Annotated in this window: 18 protein-coding genes; 8 read left to right on the top strand and 10 right to left on the bottom strand. The window is 36.2% G+C overall.

Going from position 1 to position 18,207, the window contains the following annotated elements; all coding sequences use genetic code 11:
* Positions 1-17 precede the first annotated feature (17 nt).
* Genes ACRD62_RS06825 through ACRD62_RS06815 form a run of 3 tightly spaced genes read left to right on the top strand, consistent with a single transcriptional unit; the run spans position 18 to position 3,949 of the window.
* A complete protein-coding gene (locus ACRD62_RS06825) occupies positions 18-1,427 on the top strand; it encodes a PQQ-dependent sugar dehydrogenase (RefSeq protein ID WP_430819388.1) in 1,410 nt (469 codons plus the stop codon).
* A 2-nt stretch (positions 1,428-1,429) separates the two neighbouring features.
* Positions 1,430-3,472, top strand: a complete 2,043-nt coding sequence (locus ACRD62_RS06820) for a TonB-dependent receptor (RefSeq protein ID WP_430819387.1) — start codon at positions 1,430-1,432, stop codon at positions 3,470-3,472.
* A 30-nt stretch (positions 3,473-3,502) separates the two neighbouring features.
* Positions 3,503-3,949, top strand: coding sequence for a GNAT family N-acetyltransferase (locus ACRD62_RS06815; RefSeq protein ID WP_430819386.1), 447 nt, complete (start codon positions 3,503-3,505; stop codon positions 3,947-3,949).
* Between the two features lie 6 nt (positions 3,950-3,955).
* On the opposite strand, the gene ACRD62_RS06810 is transcribed toward ACRD62_RS06815, so the two are convergent.
* The 3 genes from ACRD62_RS06810 to ACRD62_RS06800 form a co-directional block, all read right to left on the bottom strand.
* The gene (locus ACRD62_RS06810; protein ID WP_430819385.1) at positions 3,956-5,101 is read right to left on the bottom strand and encodes a hypothetical protein; all 1,146 of its coding nucleotides are present in this window, start codon (positions 5,099-5,101) and stop codon (positions 3,956-3,958) included.
* 119 nt (positions 5,102-5,220) lie between these two features.
* Positions 5,221-5,979: a LytR/AlgR family response regulator transcription factor gene (locus ACRD62_RS06805; protein WP_430819384.1), complete on the bottom strand. Its 759-nt coding sequence runs from the start codon at positions 5,977-5,979 to the stop codon at positions 5,221-5,223.
* A 14-nt stretch (positions 5,980-5,993) separates the two neighbouring features.
* Entirely contained in the window at positions 5,994-7,868 is a 1,875-nt protein-coding gene (locus ACRD62_RS06800) for a tetratricopeptide repeat protein (protein WP_430819383.1), read from the bottom strand.
* A gap of 208 nt (positions 7,869-8,076) precedes the next feature.
* Between ACRD62_RS06800 and dusB the strand changes: the two genes are divergently transcribed.
* Positions 8,077-9,054 (top strand): tRNA dihydrouridine synthase DusB, encoded by a 978-nt coding sequence (gene dusB, locus ACRD62_RS06795; RefSeq protein ID WP_430819382.1) that lies wholly within the window; start codon positions 8,077-8,079, stop codon positions 9,052-9,054.
* On the opposite strand, the gene ACRD62_RS06790 is transcribed toward dusB, so the two are convergent.
* The 4 genes from ACRD62_RS06790 to ACRD62_RS06775 all read right to left on the bottom strand — a co-directional run bounded on the left by ACRD62_RS06790 (position 9,051) and on the right by ACRD62_RS06775 (position 11,970).
* Positions 9,051-10,289: an FtsX-like permease family protein gene (locus tag ACRD62_RS06790; RefSeq protein WP_430819381.1), complete on the bottom strand. Its 1,239-nt coding sequence runs from the start codon at positions 10,287-10,289 to the stop codon at positions 9,051-9,053. The genes dusB and ACRD62_RS06790 overlap by 4 nt on opposite strands.
* Entirely contained in the window at positions 10,286-11,116 is an 831-nt protein-coding gene (locus ACRD62_RS06785) for a class I SAM-dependent methyltransferase (protein ID WP_430819380.1), read from the bottom strand. Before ACRD62_RS06785 ends, ACRD62_RS06790 begins: the two co-directional genes overlap by 4 nt.
* A 5-nt stretch (positions 11,117-11,121) precedes the next feature.
* Positions 11,122-11,460 (bottom strand): 30S ribosome-binding factor RbfA, encoded by a 339-nt coding sequence (rbfA, locus tag ACRD62_RS06780; protein ID WP_430819379.1) that lies wholly within the window; start codon positions 11,458-11,460, stop codon positions 11,122-11,124.
* Between the two features lie 129 nt (positions 11,461-11,589).
* Positions 11,590-11,970, bottom strand: a complete 381-nt coding sequence (locus tag ACRD62_RS06775) for a Spy/CpxP family protein refolding chaperone (protein ID WP_430819378.1) — start codon at positions 11,968-11,970, stop codon at positions 11,590-11,592.
* 244 nt (positions 11,971-12,214) lie between these two features.
* Between ACRD62_RS06775 and ACRD62_RS06770 the strand changes: the two genes are divergently transcribed.
* Positions 12,215-14,170: a tetratricopeptide repeat protein gene (locus ACRD62_RS06770; protein WP_430819377.1), complete on the top strand. Its 1,956-nt coding sequence runs from the start codon at positions 12,215-12,217 to the stop codon at positions 14,168-14,170.
* Positions 14,171-14,304: 134 nt separating this feature from the next.
* Here ACRD62_RS06770 and ACRD62_RS06765 read toward each other — a convergent pair whose 3' ends face one another.
* Together ACRD62_RS06765 and ACRD62_RS06760 are read right to left on the bottom strand one after the other, a co-directional pair.
* A complete protein-coding gene (locus tag ACRD62_RS06765; RefSeq protein ID WP_430819375.1) occupies positions 14,305-15,630 on the bottom strand; it encodes a T9SS type A sorting domain-containing protein in 1,326 nt (441 codons plus the stop codon).
* Positions 15,631-15,753: 123 nt separating this feature from the next.
* Positions 15,754-16,209, bottom strand: a complete 456-nt coding sequence (locus ACRD62_RS06760) for a hypothetical protein (RefSeq protein ID WP_430819374.1) — start codon at positions 16,207-16,209, stop codon at positions 15,754-15,756.
* 223 nt (positions 16,210-16,432) lie between these two features.
* Here ACRD62_RS06760 and ACRD62_RS06755 point away from each other — a divergent pair, with 223 nt between their 5' ends.
* From ACRD62_RS06755 to ACRD62_RS06745, 3 genes are read left to right on the top strand one after another with little or no spacing between them, the layout of a single operon-like run.
* Positions 16,433-16,876, top strand: coding sequence for an ArsC/Spx/MgsR family protein (locus tag ACRD62_RS06755; protein ID WP_430819373.1), 444 nt, complete (start codon positions 16,433-16,435; stop codon positions 16,874-16,876).
* Positions 16,877-16,898: 22 nt separating this feature from the next.
* On the top strand, positions 16,899-17,294 hold the full coding sequence (locus tag ACRD62_RS06750; protein ID WP_321406300.1) for a NifB/NifX family molybdenum-iron cluster-binding protein: 396 nt from the start codon (positions 16,899-16,901) through the stop codon (positions 17,292-17,294).
* Between the two features lie 23 nt (positions 17,295-17,317).
* The gene (locus tag ACRD62_RS06745) at positions 17,318-17,638 is read left to right on the top strand and encodes a hypothetical protein (protein ID WP_430819372.1); all 321 of its coding nucleotides are present in this window, start codon (positions 17,318-17,320) and stop codon (positions 17,636-17,638) included.
* Positions 17,639-17,668: 30 nt separating this feature from the next.
* Here the strand turns inward: ACRD62_RS06745 and ACRD62_RS06740 are convergent, their stop codons facing one another.
* A complete protein-coding gene (locus ACRD62_RS06740) occupies positions 17,669-18,193 on the bottom strand; it encodes a nitroreductase family protein (protein WP_430819371.1) in 525 nt (174 codons plus the stop codon).
* Positions 18,194-18,207: the final 14 nt, after the last annotated feature.

Genomic DNA, 18,207 nt, shown 5'->3' with positions numbered 1-18,207 from the left:
TAATACACCTTATCATCATGAAAAAGATTGTTTTAACTGCTTTTATCTTAATTGCATTAATAGCCGTTGGTTTTATCTGGTTGAAGCCAACTGAACCCAAAGCAATTCCAATTCAGGAGTCAGAAGAACTGTTTAAAAACTATTGCATGGGCTGTCATAACGCTCAAAAATCTTCTTTTGTCAATCGGAAATGGTTTTTTGGTAATGGTCGTGATGAAATATTTAATAGTATCAAAAATGGTCGCCAATCTTATGGTATGCCACCATTTCAAAATGGATTATCAGATGAACAGATATACGGATTAGCCGATTATATCAAGCAGCTTTCATCTCAGACTGATGAAAAAGAGGAAGAGTATACCATTAGTGAGTCAGGTGTTCATCATAGCGAGGTACAGGATTTTACTGTTGAAACTGTTGTTGATGGTCTGGATGTTCCCTGGGGGTTGGAATTTCTTCCCAATGGAGATTTATTAATCAATGAACGGGATGGCAGAATGATTCGATATACAACAAATGGTGACAAACAGGAGATTACTGGATTGCCAGAAATTGTGGCCAGAGGACAGGGAGGTTTGCTGGATATTGAGTTGCATCCTCAATATGAAAAAAACGGATGGCTTTATTTTACGTATTCTTCTCCTAATGAAGAGGATCCAAAACTGGCAAGTACTGCAGTGATGCGTGCCCGCTTAAAAGGTAATAAGCTAGTCGATCAGGAAAGAATATTTTTGGCAATGCCACAAACAGAGACTCGTCATCATTATGGTTCAAAACTTGAATTTGATAAAGATGGATATTTGTACTTTTCTGTAGGCGACAGGGGAAATCGCGACCGGCATCCTCAGTATTTAGATAATGATTGTGGAAAAATTCATCGTATTAATGATGATGGTAGTATACCTTATGATAATCCGTTTGTGAATGATAAAAACGCACGTTCAACTATTTACTCGTATGGTCATCGTAATCCTCAGGGTGTTTGCATGCATCCATTCACAGGTCGCATCTGGACGGATGAACATGGTCCCAAAGGAGGTGATGAACTCAATCTGATTGAGAAAGGAAAGAATTATGGATGGCCTGTTATATCGTTTGGAATCAATTATAACGGCACAACTTTTACCAATGATACTGCCAAAGCTGGTATGGAGCAGCCTATTACTTATTGGATTCCATCGATCGCACCTTGCGGAATGACTTTTGTGAAAGGAGACCGATATCCAAACTGGAAAAACAATATTTTAACCGGTTCATTAAGTTTTCATTATTTGCATCGTGTTGAATTAGAGGGTGAAAAAGTGGTCAATCAGGAGCGTTTGCTTGAAGGTATCGGAAGAGTAAGGAATGTTGAGATGAGTCCGGATGGTTATATTTATGTTGCAGTTGAAAAACCAGGTAAAATATTAAAACTGATTCCACAATAAATATGATTACCCGCCGGTTATTAATTATTTTTGGATGGGTATTGTTTTGTTCAATTTTAGCAACTGGTCAGAATGATACTTTATCAAGCTTACGAATAAAATATATTAACGAAATAGAGATAAATGCTCCTGTTTATATTCAAAAGCTGGAGCGTTGGCCTGGAGCTGTATCTATGATTGATTCTCTTCGGATTTTATCAGGGAACAGATACCAACTGTCAGAGCAGATCAATACTGTTCCGGGTGTTGTTATGCAGCAGGGAACCATGAGTACCAACCGGATAACCATCCGTGGAGTTGGATCGCGCACTCCTTACGAAAGTAACCGAATCAAAGCATATTGGGGCGAAATGCCATTAACGAATGGAGATGGCGTAACTTCTATCGAAGACTTATCATTAAGTGATATTAGTGCTCTACAAGTTTTGAAAGGACCCTCTTCGGCTTTGTATGGAGCAGGATTAGGCGGTGTTATTTTTATTGATCCGTGGAGTTCACTCTTGAAGGATAATACTGTGCAGTTCAAGAGTGAATATGGAAGTTTTTCAACGCTATCAAACCAACTTAGTTTAAAGTTGAAATTAAATCAATCGGGATTTTATTCTGTTTCTATAGGACAGCTACATACTGATGGCTGGCGTGAAAACAGTGAGTATGATCGCTACAATTTCACCGTTAAAGGGAGGCAATTAATAGGAAAAAGTTATCTTCATTTCTTATATAATTTCAGGTATCTGAATGGACAAATCCCTAGTTCAATCGACAGTACTGATTTTTTTGAAGATCCTAAAAAAGCCGCTTATACATGGAAATCGATAAAAGGGTACGAAGAATCAAACAGGCATTTAGCTAATCTTGGATTCAGTTCTCCAATATCTTCTAAGGCAAACAATGTACTAAACCTTTTTTTAAATTACTCCGACCTAAATGAACTAAGGCCTTTTAACAGATTGGATGAAACACGGTCAGGATTAGGTCTGAGAAATAAATTTACCTATAAAAATAAAGGTTTCAGAACCGATATTGGTACTGAATTGATGTGGGAACAAAACGATTTGGCATATTACAGTGTGGATGCTGAAAGTAAAGATGAATTGCTTAACACCAATAATATTAACCGATCGTATATAAATGTTTTTGCTTTAGTAGAATATCAGTTAAATGACAAGTGGACATTTCAAGGGTCAGGAAATATAAACCGTACATTTTATTCAACCATAGAAAATAATTCAGGAGAGAAGTATGTTCACCGATATAAATGGTTAGTGTCTCCACGCTTAGGGATAAATTATAACTTCTACAGGCAAATGTATCTGTATGGTTCCATTGGTCATGGTTTTTCAGCTCCTTCGGTGGAAGAAGCACAAATGCCGGATGCATCTTTTAATGCTGATATCAAGGCGGAAGAAGGAATGAATATTGATTTTGGGTATCGTTTTGTATCATCAGATAATCAAACCCGACTGGATCTGACACTTTATTGGATGAGCTTAAAAAATCTTCTTGTTACTAAACGGGAGAGTGATGCTGTTTTTTATGGTTTCAATGCAGGTTCAACAGATCACAAGGGTCTGGAGTTTTCTTTTAATCAGATACTCTTCGAGATTGAGAATTACAGACAATTTGATATTTCTGTTGGTTATTTTACTTCGTTAAATGAGTTTAGGGAGTTTAATGATGATGGTACAGATTTTCGCGGTAATAAATTACCGGGTATACCTGATTATTCTTTGTCGATGGACGGGCATTTCTATCTTAAGCCCTTTCATTTGTATGCTAACTTTAAATCGTTTGGACAGCAGTATCTCAATGATGCCAATACGAAATCATATCATGGTTATAACAAAACCGGGGCTAAATTGGCCATAGATATAATCATACGTAATGTTAAAACAAACCTTTATTTGGGTGCCGACAATCTATTCGATACGAATTATGCCTCAATGGTACTGATAAATGCTCCTTCTTTTGGTAACAATAACCCACGTTATTATTATCCCGGGCTACCTTTTAATGTTTATGGTGGTATGAGTTTAAGGTTTTGATTAGTTTTACAATCAGAAATCTATTTATTCATGAGGACTGTAATAAAATCATTCAAAGAATTAAGTGTTGAGGAATTGTATGAATTGTTAAAACTGCGGGCGGAGATTTTTGTAGTTGAGCAGGATTGCGTTTATAATGATCTGGATGATAATGATCAGGTTGCTTTTCATTTGATGGTAAAAGATGATGAAGATGAGATCGTTGCCTATGTTCGTATGTTGGATAAAGGTACAAGATTCAGCCAGGCATCAATAGGTAGGTTGGTTGTGAAAAAAGAAGTACGTTTTAATGGTTTGGCACGTCGCATTATGATAGAGGCATCGCAATGGATGAGATTACGATGGGGAGTGGATGAAATACATATTAGTGCCCAGAAATATCTGAAGGCTTTTTATGCCAGCTTAGGATATGAGACAGTTACTGATACCTATCTAGAAGATGGGATTCCTCACATTGGAATGGATGTGAAATTTTAACCTGTATTAATCGAAGTGTACTTTCTTTAAAAAGAAGTTGGGGTTAAAAACCAGATTCATTCCGTAAGCATACTCAAACTGTGCATTTGGAATATCATAATAAGTTTCAACCATCACGCTAAATTTAATTTTCTGAAGAAAGTCTTTTGAAAAAGAAAGTTTAGCATTTAATAAATCTCTTTTTGGCTCATAAAAATAACTTGTTTCATTAACCACTTTATAGTCTGAAACAGATTGAAATAAATGGCTTCCTTTAGGGGCAACAAAGTTATTAGCATGCCAATATCCTAACATTAATAATCCATATTTATAACCTATTTCAGCCACCGGGTACAACGCCTGTCCTTTGGAGAAAGGCAAGCCAGATTTTTCAGTTAAATCCATGTACCATGCGCCATAGGTAGATAGACTAATCCGTTGAATAAAGCCAGTGCCAATTTCTTTACGAATTTTTACACCAGTGGCCATATTTGCCAGTGATTGCATTGGTTCTTCAAAATTGCTTATTTGTCCTCCCAAATGAGTGGCAATTAACTGCCCGGGTATACTAACCTGCCAATCGGTGGCATCTTTTCTGATGTTATATTCTGTACTGATACCGGCTGTAAATTTTTCTGGTTTCGTGTCACCAATAACAATAAACTGCTCCCAGTCAATCCACCAATCCAGCCATAAACGGTCGTTGTCATATATAAACTGAAAGCCATTCTCAATGGGTCTTGTGTATTGATTCTCCGGATTAAATAATGGTTCCAAAAGACGGTGGTGTACATCACCTCGTAAACCTCCCATTATAAGGTCAAGGTTATCGCTTAACTTAGTATGAATTGAAAAAGTTGGTACAACTTCTGTAAATTCTTCCATGCCACTATACTTCACAAGATGCAAACCAGCCTTTATCCTCAATTGAGACCCGGCATAGTACATCAATGAGGGTTGTAAAGCATAGCCCATTAAAGTATAACCTTCAGTGAAATCACCGAAATACTCATTGTTCTTAACAAAGTTGTTATTTTCAATTCTGAAATAAAGATTGTTATTCATTCCTGCCCCAAACTCAGGGTAGCTGTATCTCCAGATTTGGTCAACCTGTGCTACAGATGATAATAAACAAGAAAAAATAATCCCCAAAAGAAAGCTCCACCTTAACATTTAACCCTAATAATTTTTGTCCCCAAAGAAAAATTCAACATCAGATTATAGTACTGTATGTTGATTAAAAAGGTTTTAAAAATATTTCTTTTTATTGAAGATCCAAATGTTAAAAAGGATTAATTATGAATATTTGGATGCAAGGCGTTGATTAGTTGGTTGTAGCGTCGTGTTTCAAAAGCAACTTCATCATCGTTTGTCATATGAATTCGCTTCATGTCGTATTTTACTTCTTTTACTTTCAGAAGATTAATTAAATAATGGGGGTGACATCTGAAAAAAGCGTGTGTTGACAAAATGGATTCGTATCGTCTTAAAGGTTTACTTGTGAAAAAGTAGCTTCCATCTTCAAAATAAAAATTAGCGCCGCCAACAATTGCTTTGGCCCATACAATTTCTTCTACCTGGCAAACTTTTACATTGTGTTTTCCCTGAAGAACTACTTTTTTGTTTTTATTCTGGAAATCGATATTATCGAACAATGCTTTTATCTTAATGTCATATGATTCATCCATTATTTCATCAATTGCCTTGTCAATTGCGATGATAAGTTCATTGATATCAAATGGTTTAAATACAAAATCGACAGATGAAAATTTAAGTGCTTCCAATGCATATTCGTGATAGGCAGACATGAAAACTACTTTGTATGAATTGTAATCGCTTTGGCGTAATATATCAAATGAGGTTCCGTCGGTTAAGTGAATGTCAAGAATTAATAAGTCGGGATGATGTTGTTCAATCGCTTCCAGGCCTTCTTTCACGCTTGTTGCTTTTGCCACTATTTCAATTTCCTGAAAATGGTTTTCAATAGTTTTTTCGACAGCCCTTTGGTTGTATAAATCATCTTCAACTATTAACAATTTTATCTGTGACATATCCTTCCCCACTTTTATGATTTATTGGTTATTACAGGTATTTCTATATGAGCAACGGTTCCTTGTGATTCTATACCTTTGCTACGTTTATCATAAATCACTAAAACAGTTTTTTTCCTTGTATCTTTCCTCATAATATCCAGACGTTCCTGGGTAATTTTAATCGCCATGGAATCATGGTTCTTACCTGTTTTATTGATGTTTTTAGCGTAATCGATACCAATACCGTTATCTTCTACTTCAATAATAATGCCATAGCCACCTCGTTTAAAACGGATTTTGATCTCACCTCCATTGCCAATGGGTCTGATTCCATGTTCGATAGCATTTTCAATAAATGGCTGAATTAGCATAGGAGGAACCATGGCATTTGATTTTTTGAGCTCTTCATCTACAAATAAGTCGTATTCAAAAGGTGGCGAAAAACGTAATTGTTGAAGGTTTAAATAGTATTGTAGTATTTCAATTTCTTCATTAATAGAAATGTATTCGAAGTTACTGCTTCGCAAAACCTGTCTCATCAGTTTAGAGAAATCAGAAAGGAAATGACTTGATTTATTCATGTCATTCTCCAGGATAAACACTTGTATAGCACTTAAAGCGTTAAATATAAAATGAGGATTCATTTGACTTCTCAATAAGCGCTGCTGAAATTTTAGTGTTTTATATCGATTACGTAAACGAATTTGAAAAGCAAATAACAGAGTGATAATAAAGATAACTACAGCAACAATTATCACTGTTATGATGTGGAATTTTTGCCTGTCGATTTTATTTTTTTGCAACAAAGTCTGTTTGCTTAATTCTTCCACCTTAAGCTTACGAGTGTTTTCCAGGTAATTATCTTCCGCCATAGCCATGTGAAAAATATTTTTTTCATTGATTGTACTATCGCGGTATGCTGAACTGATTTTGTGATATTCCAAAGCTTTGTTGATCATACCTTTTTTCTCGTAGGCCTGAGAAAGGTAATTGGAAGCCTCTTCGGCAGTATATTTCGATCCGATTGCCTGGGCATTTTTTAAGGCTTTATTCAAATATAAAATGGCTGCATCGGGGTAGTTGTCATCAAGGTAGGTTCTACCTATATTAGAGTAACTAATCGCTACATTCATAACATCGCCCGACTCGGTGTTAGCTTCTAAGGCTTTAAATAAATATTCCAATGCCAGTCGGTATTGTTTCTTCGCAGTATAAACCCTGCCGATACTGTTGTAACAAATTGCCTGACCAACTTTACTATTTATCTTAGAGTTGTAATCCAATGACTCGAAGTGATAAAAAAGTGCAGAGTCCTGATTATTTAATCTTTGGTAAGCATCGCCAATATTATTGGTGTTAATAGCCATACCTAAAACATTATTCATTTTTCTTGAAAGATCAAGTGATCGCTGGAAGTATTCAATAGCTGCCAGGTTACGGTTTAGATTGAAACTCACATTACCAATTCCATTAATGGCAGTGCTTATATGAAATGAATCTTTATTGTTTTCAGCGATGGTTAGCGATTTCATATGCATATCCAGCGCCTTACTGTTTTCATCAACACGTCTGTAAACAGTTCCCATCTGGTTGTATATCTCAGCAAGTAGAGAGGGATCTTCCAGTTCTTCAGCAATTTCAAGTGCATTTTGATGAAAACTCATTGCCTTGGCATAATACGATTTGTTTCTCAGTCGTTTGCCAACCAGGTTATAAATATCGAACAGCTGATATTTGAGGTGATTGTTGATAGCAAGTTCTTCAGCTTCTTTTAAGAAACTGTCGTATGCCTCATCGGTATTTTGTTTTGAGTTGTAGGTCTCGAGTGATTTTTGAATAAGCTGTGCAACAACCATAGAATCAGGAGCAGCAACAATTGTTTCATTTATGGCAGTCTCTTCGTTCATGTTATCTATCGAACAAGAGTATAGCACAAAAATGAAAAATGAGAGGGCGATGGTTATTTTTACACACTGCATATCGGGTAAACAAGGTAAATAAAAAACTGACTGAAGGAAAGTTAAAAAAAAATAAGTTATTCACATTTTTATGCGAGTAATTAACAGCGATTTACCCTTGTGAGAATATTGTATATTTGCCCAAAATTTGTGTAGAGTGAAAATTGGAAGTCTTGATTTAGGAGAGCATCCGTTGTTGTTGGCACCTATGGAGAGTGTAACGGATCCCTCTTTCAGATCGTTGTGTAAGGATATGGGAGCGGATATGATGTTCACCGAGTTTGTTTCGGCAAGGGCACTGGTGCGCAGTGTAAACAGAACGGTTCGTAAATTGGAAATTACAGAGAATGAGCGACCTGTAGGTATACAGTTGTATGGTGGTGATGTAGACCTGATGAAAGAAGCTGCAATATTGGCTGAAGAAGCAAATCCTGAGGTTATAGATTTAAACTTTGGTTGTCCGGTAAAAAAAATTGCTACTAAAGGAAGCGGTTCTGGTTTGTTACGCGATATTCCAACATTGCTTGAGATTACTAAAACAGTTGTTGAAGCTGTTAAAGTGCCGGTTACTGTGAAAACAAGATTAGGTTGGGATGAGAATAGTCTGGTGATTGAGACTCTGGCTGAGCAGTTACAGGATCTAGGTATAGCGGCTCTTTCCATTCATGGACGAACACGCGAACAAATGTATTCAGGTAAGGCTGACTGGACCCTGATAGGTAAGGTTAAAAACAACCCACGAATGAATATCCCTATTATTGGCAACGGTGATATTACTGGTCCTGAAAAGGCACGAATGCTAATTGACCGTTATGGTGTGGATGCCTTAATGGTTGGACGACCATCTATTGGAAGGCCATGGATTTTTAAAGAAATAAAGCATTATATGAAGACCGGAGAATTGTTACCTCCAATGACAATTCGGCAAGAGGTTGAAATACTAAAGGATCTGGTCGGACGATCTGTTAATTATATTGATGAGAAGGCTGGTATATTGCATGCCCGACGTCATCTGGCCAAAGTCTTTACCGAATTACCAGATATTCGTGAATTAAGAATTAAGCTCTTAACTGAAAAAAGCATTCAGGGAGTATTAGATACATTGGACCTAATAGCTGATCGTTATTCAAGTTAGGGCATTCCTGTTTCGGAATAATACCTTTTAACGATTACTTTTACTGGGTACCATGCTGCCAGATACGCTATTATACAAACCGTAACAAGCACCAGTAGTACATCACTCCAAACAAGTTGAACCGGGTATGCATCAACTATAAATGAACCGGAACCAGAGAACTTAATTATTCCAAAATATTGCTGTGCAAGTACAAGAACAATTCCCAGCAGTAGTCCGATAATTACACCTAAAAGAGAAATAAGTAATCCTTCAGTAAGGAAGATGCGGGTGATAAGTTTCCTGTCGCCTCCCATGCTTTTCAGAGTGAATATGCTCTCTTTCTTTTCAAATATCAGCATCGACATGGTGCCAATTACATTAAATGCAGCAATGGCCAGTATGAAGGATAATATCAGGTAAGCCATCAGCTTTTCAACCTTCATTACTTTGTAAAATGACTGGTGTTGCTCTTCGCGGTTAAGAGCTTTCAAATGGTTTCCTGAGATCTTTTCAATCTGTAGTTTAACCAAATTTGCTTTGTCCGGATCTTTTACTTTAATGTATAAGGCGGAAACAATATCTGAATTATATTCAAATAAACGACGGGCCTGATCAATTCCAATAATTAAGTACTGGCTGTCGTATTCGACCTGCTGAACCATAAAAATTCCACTCGGATTAATGTATTCCTGTAGAAACGCATTCTGTGGCGCCATCATGTTTACATTGCCAGTACGTTTAGGAACATATATTACCAATGGAGTGACAAAATTTAATCGCAAGGCCAATTGATCGGCAAGAATTCCACCAATAACCCCCAGATTATTTTGATTATGCTGTAGTTTGAATTCTCCATCTACTATAATGGAGTCAATTCGACTGATTTTATTAAAGATACTGTCAACACCAATCACAACAGCAGGAGCCCTTCGTTTATCAAATTTTAGTAAGGCTTGATTTTCTATTGTCTGAGATATAAACTCAACTCCCTCAATTTGTTTTATGGCATCCAGATCTATTGAATCCAGTGATAAGACTTTACCTTCAACAGGTACCACCTTTAAATCCGGATCAAAGTTTCCATAAAGATTACCTACAAAATCGTGTAAACCATTAAATACCGATAACACAACCAATAATGCCATGCTTGCAGTAAGAACTCCAACCATTGATATCAGAGAAATGATATTAATGACATTTTGTGATTTCTTAGCAAATAAATATCGGCGGGCTATGTTATAGGCAATATTCATTTATTATTTTTATGGGCAACCACCATTAAGCCGGTACCTGTTTTTTGTTCTGATGCAGTGTCTGCAATATTCAGAATAAAAGCAATTGGATATGTAAGTATATAATAAAACGGTAAAATGATAAAAAACAACTTACTGGCATTGAGCATCAGAATTGGAAACTTCATTGATAATTTCCAGGATAAACTGCCGGATTTTCCGTAGGTATAATGTGTTTCAATTTCTGAAAAACCGGCTTTTCCCAACTTTTGTCTGATATCATTGGCGTTGTAACCGTCACGCACGTGTTCATCGATAAATCCATGAATGCCATCTTCTTCGTGATGATGATGGGTGTCAGACCCACCCTGGTCAGAAGGAGTTGAAATAAGTAATGTTCCACCTTTTTTCATTGATTTATGAAAATTTTCAAATACAAGTTCGTCTTCAAGGATGTGTTCCATTACATCAACCGAAAGTATTAGATCGTAAGTGTCGGGCTTTACATATTTTGTAAGATCTCCAATCTCAAATTGAACTCTGTTGCCTCTGCCAATCTTATTAAAGAATTGATTACAGTCAGCAATCTGTTCTTCTTTAACATCAACTCCGGTAATTTTCCATTTCTTACCCAGTGATGACATAAAATAATCGTATTGCCCAAATCCACTTCCTGCATCTAATACCGTTAAATCAGTATTTGATTGTGAAGCTTTCTTCTTTAATTCCCGACGAATGTACCACGACCGTAGCAATAGTAGGTCAAGAAGTCGATAAAACAGGATGCGGAGAGCAGGAGTCTGATTGAATACCTTTCCTAAAGAGCGTTTTATTGGATCGTACTGCATGGGCTTTATTGTTTTAACAGGCGATCAATGTTATCAAGATAATCGAGGCTATCATCCTTAAAGAATTTTAGTTCGGGAATGATACGCATTTGTTTACCCACTCTTTTGCCAAGGGCAAATCGAACCAGGTGACCGTTTTCAACTATATGGTTAAACACTTCATCAATATTATTGGCCGGGAATATGCTTAAATAAACTTTAGCCTGACCTAAATCGGGTGAGATTCGAACAACTGTTACAGTAACCATAACTCCCATCGCCAGTTCACGCATTTCTTTCTGAAATAGCTCGCTAATTTCTTTTTGTAATAAACGTGATATTTTCTTTTGTCTTGTTGAATCCATTATAATGTATTTTCAGCTGCGAAATTAAGCTTTTTAGATGGATTATGCATTGTATAAAAAAAAACCTGCAACATCTTTAGCTGCAGGTTGAATGTATTTAAACCCAAATCTTATAATAGAATTCTGATTTTAACGGTTTGGACGATCTCCTCCCGGACCTCTGTTACCTCTTTCTTTCATTCTTTTTTCTTCCAGCTCAAGGTACTTTTTATATTGTTCGTCAGTTAATATCTTTTTAAGTTCTGTATTACGTTCTGTTCGCAACTCACCCATGGCTTCACGCATCTTCTCTCTGTTCCCCTGATTCTCGTCACGCATTTTTTTCATTTTCTCACCAAACTTTTTATTAAGTTCAGTTACCTGTTCTTTTTGTTTTTCAGTTAGATTCAGGTCTTTAGCCATTTGCTCAGTTTGTTGCTTTACACGCTCCTCAGGACTAGGGCGATTTTGAGCCTGGCTTGCACTGGCTATAAAAATTGTTAGAAATGCACCTAATATTAATTTTTTCATGTTTTTTTAATTTAATGGTTTAAAAGTTAGACGACAATCCTTTGTAGTTCCTGTGTAGCATATCTAAAAAATGAGTCGAAAATATTTAGACGTACGTAAGGTACAGTAAATCAGATACAAACAAATGTTAATGAAAAATTGTTAAAAACTTGTTAGATACTTTATTGGTTAATTTTGGTCTGAGATAGAGATGATTACAAAAAATTGACTTTATTTGTATGTATGATAAAGAGTGGAGTTCTTTATGTATAAGGGGTTAAGATATTCTATAAGTATCATCTTATTGGGGGCAATACAGATTTTTGCCTCCGGACAAATCGACCCTGTTAACAATGTTAAAACCAGGGATGTAAATAAAGCAATTCAATACGAAGATGCGGGTGATTATCACAAGGCAATCGATGCTTTTAAAGAAATAATCAATGAATCTCCTGGTTTTGTTGAGGGTTATCTTCATCTTGGAATTTGCTATCTGAACTTAAATAACAGTGCGGATACAGCCGTTGTATATCTCGAAAAAGGTTTTGCACAATTAGGGCCTGAAGATTCTTTCTCAGATTTAGGAATAGATTTGCAACTAACACTCGCCAAGAGTTATCAGGTTATTATGCAAACCGATAAGGCTTTGGATGTATATGAATATATCCGGAAGAATGTTGATAGTTCAAATACTGATTTATTCGAAATGATCGAGAAGGAAATGAATATGTGTGAAAATGCTAAGATATTTTTGCAGAATCCAATCGATATAACCATTACTAACCTTGGGAAGAAAATAAATAGTAAATACGATGATCATAGTCCATTGGTATCAGTATTTGAAGATTTAGTCATTTTTACATCGAGAAGAGAAGATTTAAAGCTATCCAAACATGAGGATGGACAATACCCTGAAAAAATTTATACGGCTCAATTTGATGGAGAATGGGACACTGCTTCATCGTTAAAACATTTCTTCAAGAATCCTGAACATGAATCAGCCCTGTCTTTATCGGCTGATGGCAATGAATTATTTATCTATCGTAACGATGATGAAGGAAAGAGTATTTACGTCAGTCGTATGGTTAACGGAGAATGGCAAGAACCGGAGAAGTTGCCGTATCCGATCAATACACCGGCAGATGAAACCCATGCCTCACTTTCAGCAGATAAAAGTACTTTGTTTTTTGTGAGTAATCGAGAAGGGGGATATGGAGGAACCGATATTTACATGGTTAAGAAAAATACAGATGGTTCATGGGGGCAGGTTCATAATCTGGGACCCGTTGTAAATACAAAATACGATGAAGAAACCGCCATGATACATCCGGATGGTACAACATTATATTTTGCTTCGGAAGGGCATAACAGTATGGGCCGATTGGATGTGTTTTTTACGCAGATGAGAGCTGATAGTACCTGGGAAGCGCCTGTGAATTTAGGTTATCCTATAAATACTCCAGATGATGATTTTTTCTTCATACCTACTTTGGATAAAAGTAAAGCATATTATGCATCTGCCCGATTCAATGATAATTATGGTGGTTCGGATATTTATAAGGTTGAGTTTGATGATGCATTTGAAGGTGAACTGGCTATCATTGAAGGAGAAGTAAATGATAAAAAAGTCTTGGAGGAAGGATCATTAAGAATAATGGTAACCCGTCAATCAGATAATGAATTGGTAGGTGACTATCGACCAAATCAGGAGTCGGGTAAGTATTTGATGTTTCTTGAAACAGGACAGGAGTATAACATTCAGGAGAAACAGGGTGAAAAAGATCTAAGGGCATCTGTAATAGATGTGACTCCGCAAATGGCATATAAAGAAACTGAAGCACCAGTCTATTCCTTTGAAGAAATCAGAATGGAGCCTCCTCTGGTACAAATGATTGCCGGAAAGGATTTTAAGCAGGAATCAAAGCAGATTGAAGAACAGATAATACTTGAAATGCAAAACGTTAAGAACGTTGACTATTATACCGTACAAATATTGGCGTTGAAGCGAAAGCCTGTTTTTGCATTCATATATTTTAAAGGATTGAACAAAGACGATATTCAATCCTACAAATGTTCTGATGGATATACTCGGTATGTTTATGGTGTATATAATAACAAAGAAGAATCTATTAAAGCAAGGGCTGAATTATTAAAGTTGGGTCGTTTTAACGACTCGTTTGTCCGTCCCATTGCTGATATTGAGATATTAAAATTAAACTAACGCATCGCGAAATAAAATCGGCCGTTATTGTCGTGAAAAAGCCTGTCTTCAAAAATGAAAACAGGCTTTTATATTTTATAAATGAATAGTCAAATAAGTTAATACTCATACTTAATTCGTATGACTCCTGATTTTTACTTTTTAATGAATTTTTTGATTATCTGCTTTCCATTTCTTTCTATCAGGATGAAATATAAACCAGGTGAATAACTGGATAAATTTATCTGATTTTCACTGGAAGATAATTTAAATTCCTGAACTAAGCTGCCAGCACAATTTATTATGGATGCTTTTGCAGTTGTATTGTCAATCGAACTTAGTTCAATATTTAAAATGTCTGTAACCGGATTAGGTGAAATAGTGATATCATCCAAATCTGATTGAGCAATGTTATTGGCAACATCTTCCTGTACTGTAATGCTCCAATCCTGGGAAAGACCTGCTCCAATATTTTGAATTACAGAAAAAGTTACCGGGCTGCTAAAATCGATAACTTCAATTCCACTGGCTTGTATTGCTCCATCCTTCCAAACATCGGCATAGGCTGGAGTCTCAAATACAGGTGTTAATGTTGACAAATTAGTGCCATAAGGAACTGTTACCATAATTGAGTGATTATCGTAATCAATAGTTGTGGAAGAAGTTAAATCTTTAAATTCAAATGACTTAAAGTCAGTTTGTTCGTACAGAGTAACTTTAAGGTCATAGGTAAAATTATATGTTTCCCATTTCGAAACCACTACATAATAGGTTTGTGCATAGTACAGGTATGCATTCTTTACCTCTGCATCGAAGTTACCTATTCCATAACCAGAACTTGCGGTGGTAAAAGACACTGAAGGACAAGCATTGATTACGTGTACGGCAACTTTAGGTGAAAAACTGCCTGGATAATTAGAATTTAGCACAACATCTAAATAGCTTGTTTGAGCAGTCGTCTGGAATTGATAGAACACTTCCCGATCCTGCAGATAATTAGGAGCTCCCCATCCTGAGTTGTAACCATAATCGTCACCAAACGGGGTGATATCTCTGGTATCGGTAAATGCTACACCTCTTGCCAGATCCATAATAAAAGGATCATCACAATCATCACCTATCATTTTATTCACAACCGAAACTTCAATCTGGTCATTGGAAGTATCTTCATCTCCAACTAAAGAAACTTTTCCAATAATAACATAAGTAGCACCGTCAGTGCTTAAATTTGCTTTGGCTGTAAACGTATGTGTTCTTTTTGCACCTACTGGAACTGCTGAGGTGTAAGTTTCTTCAATAAAGGTATTGCCACCATCAAGAGAGAAAGCCACTGTGAAATTACTTTCTTCGTTTAGTCCCAGATTTTCAATTTCGAAACGCACTGTTTCGGCATCTCCTAAATCACCTGCTGATTGCTGTAACAACCATCTTGATATGGATAAGTCATGATCAGCCGCCTGAGATTGGATAGTCCAACCCATTAATAACAATAGTAAAAATTTCCTCTTTTTCCCCTTTTTAATATGAATAGATTGAATACGTGTAATCAGGAAATAGGTTAGGGTAGTGGTGATAAATTCTTCAATTTTGTTCGATCAAAAATCTCAGAAAGCATAACCAATTGAAACTAGTGGTATGATAAAATTATCAGGTGGGCCTGCAAATGGGCCAACCTTAAAAACAAATCCCTTTTCTGCCTGATAGCGATAATTAGCACGAATGGTAATCATAGCAAAATCGCCAAAAGCAGGTTCTGCAATACCTCCAATTGCAGCTTCAAAATAATGTTTCGAATGGCCGGTAATGATTCCAAAGTCTGCAACCCATAAAAATGGATCGAAAATCATGATGCCAGCTTTGAATGTAAATCCAAATGAATCGGTTTGGGACATTATACGTTGGTAAGAGAATATCAGAAGATCTTCATTCAGAACAGAATTTCTGGGGATGTTGGAAAGTGATAACTTTTGAGGATTATCCTGTTTAGCAAATATTTGTGCATTACATAAACTTGTAAACAAAGAGATTAAAAAAATCCATATTAGAAATTTAGTTTTCATTTGGTTTCTTCTAACGTCTATATACAAGTTACGACAAAAATTTTCAGATGGGAATACTTAGAGTGTAAGTTTTTAGATGAAAAATAGATGTACTTCAGATTTGTTATCAAGGTTATAAATATCCTACCATAATGTCGGATTGATACCTTATGGTTGCAGATTATCAATTCGATAGATTCTTTGGTATGTAGCTTGTTTTATTTTATCTGCAGATGATTTTCGAATGATGAATGACAAAAATGTTGAAGTTATGGAGGTACATTTTTACGAAAAGCCAGGATGCATTAATAATACAAAGCAAAAGGTATTACTTAAGGATAAAGGTTATAAAGTTATTGCATATAACTTGCTTGAGGAGCCATGGACAACAACTGTGCTAGCGAAATATTTGTCGACCCGTCCGTTTGCTGAATGGTTTAATGTTAGTGCACCCCGCATTAAATCGGGTGAAATTAACCCTGCTAACTTTGGTGAAGAAGAAGCCTTGCAGGCCATGATTGATGATCCGTATTTAATAAAAAGACCTTTAATCAGGGTTGGACAAAACTATGGTTGTGGTTTCGACAGTGTTCTGGCAAAAGAATTAATGAAGGAAGAGATTGATAGGGCATTATTGAGTTGCCCCAAAAGCAAAACTCAAAACAGTTGCGATGATGAAATAAAATAACAATTACATAAAAACTGAGGATATGAAAATAGGATTTCCAGCAGCAGGAGCGAGTGGTGAGTTACAGTTATTCTTATCGGATGACTTTACAAAATGTGGACTGATGGGATTGTATGATACCCAAACAGGTAATGTTGAAGTGATAGATCGAACTGATATTAAAGATTTGTCTGAGTGGGTTAGATTTCAAAAAATCAAAGCTATCATCACACCTGATATTCAGGTAATGGCATTAAAGGTTTTTAAGGAAATGGGAATTTCTGTTTACAAAGCCATAGGAACCATGTTGACATTTAATGTTGATCTAATGTATCATAAAGCTTTACCACCCTTTCAATCCAGCGAAATGATGACTGAAGGTGGTGCTTCATGTTCTCCATCATCATGTAGTTCGTGTTCGAGTACATCGTGTAAATAAGTTTCAAACTTTAATCTAATCCCATGAAAAATAAAGACATAAAGATTCCGATAGGGGTAGTCAGGCACATGCTTAATTATATTGGATTAGAACCTACCTATGCTCATCAAGATTTGATTTTTGTGGAGCGCAATAATTTCTTAATCCGCTTTAATAAGCAGGATCCAGCTGTTTTGCATTTGCACTTTAACAAAAATTGCGATCCAGCTGATGCTAAATTAATAAAGCAGGGACTAAAAACCATTGCCGTGAAGGATGGGGTAAAGTTGAAGCAGGATAATACTTTTACAATTACACCCAATTCAGATAAAACAGGGTTTGAGGTTAGTTTTTTGGCAAGTTAAGAGGCTTTAACTTATGTAGTCTTCTTTTTGTTAAAACGTGTTGTGATGAATTCTTTCATTCAACAAGTCATCATTGTTATAAGGGCGCCTTTCTTTGCCTTTATAGCCAATGGTTATGATACAAGCTGTTTCTAAATGAGTGGGAGCGTTCAGTAGCATTTTAACCTGTTCGGATGCTTTTATACCGGAAGCATGAAAACGGTTTCGAATTTGTACCCAACAACTGCCTAATCCTATGTCTTCTGCCCCTGCTTGAAGAAAAGCTGCAGCTATAGATGTGTCTTCAATCCAAACATCACTTTTTTCAGGATCGGCAAGAATAACAATGGCTAAAGGAGCATTTTTTATAAAAGATGCACCGTGAGGTTTACATTCCGAAAGTTGTTGAAGCAATAACTTATCATCTACAAAAACAAATTCCCAGGGGCGGTTATTTTTAGAAGTAGGTGACCACAACAGAATTTTTTTCAGTTCTTCCTGTTTTTCTGTCTCAACTTGTTGATCAGTATAAATTCTGCAGCTACGGCGTTGTTGTATCAGTTCAACCATTTTCATAATCTATCATCTTA

The organism is Carboxylicivirga caseinilyticus, assembly GCF_050589785.1.
GTDB lineage: Bacteria > Bacteroidota > Bacteroidia > Bacteroidales > Marinilabiliaceae > Carboxylicivirga > Carboxylicivirga caseinilyticus.
This window is presented reverse-complemented; position numbering and strand designations above follow the sequence as displayed.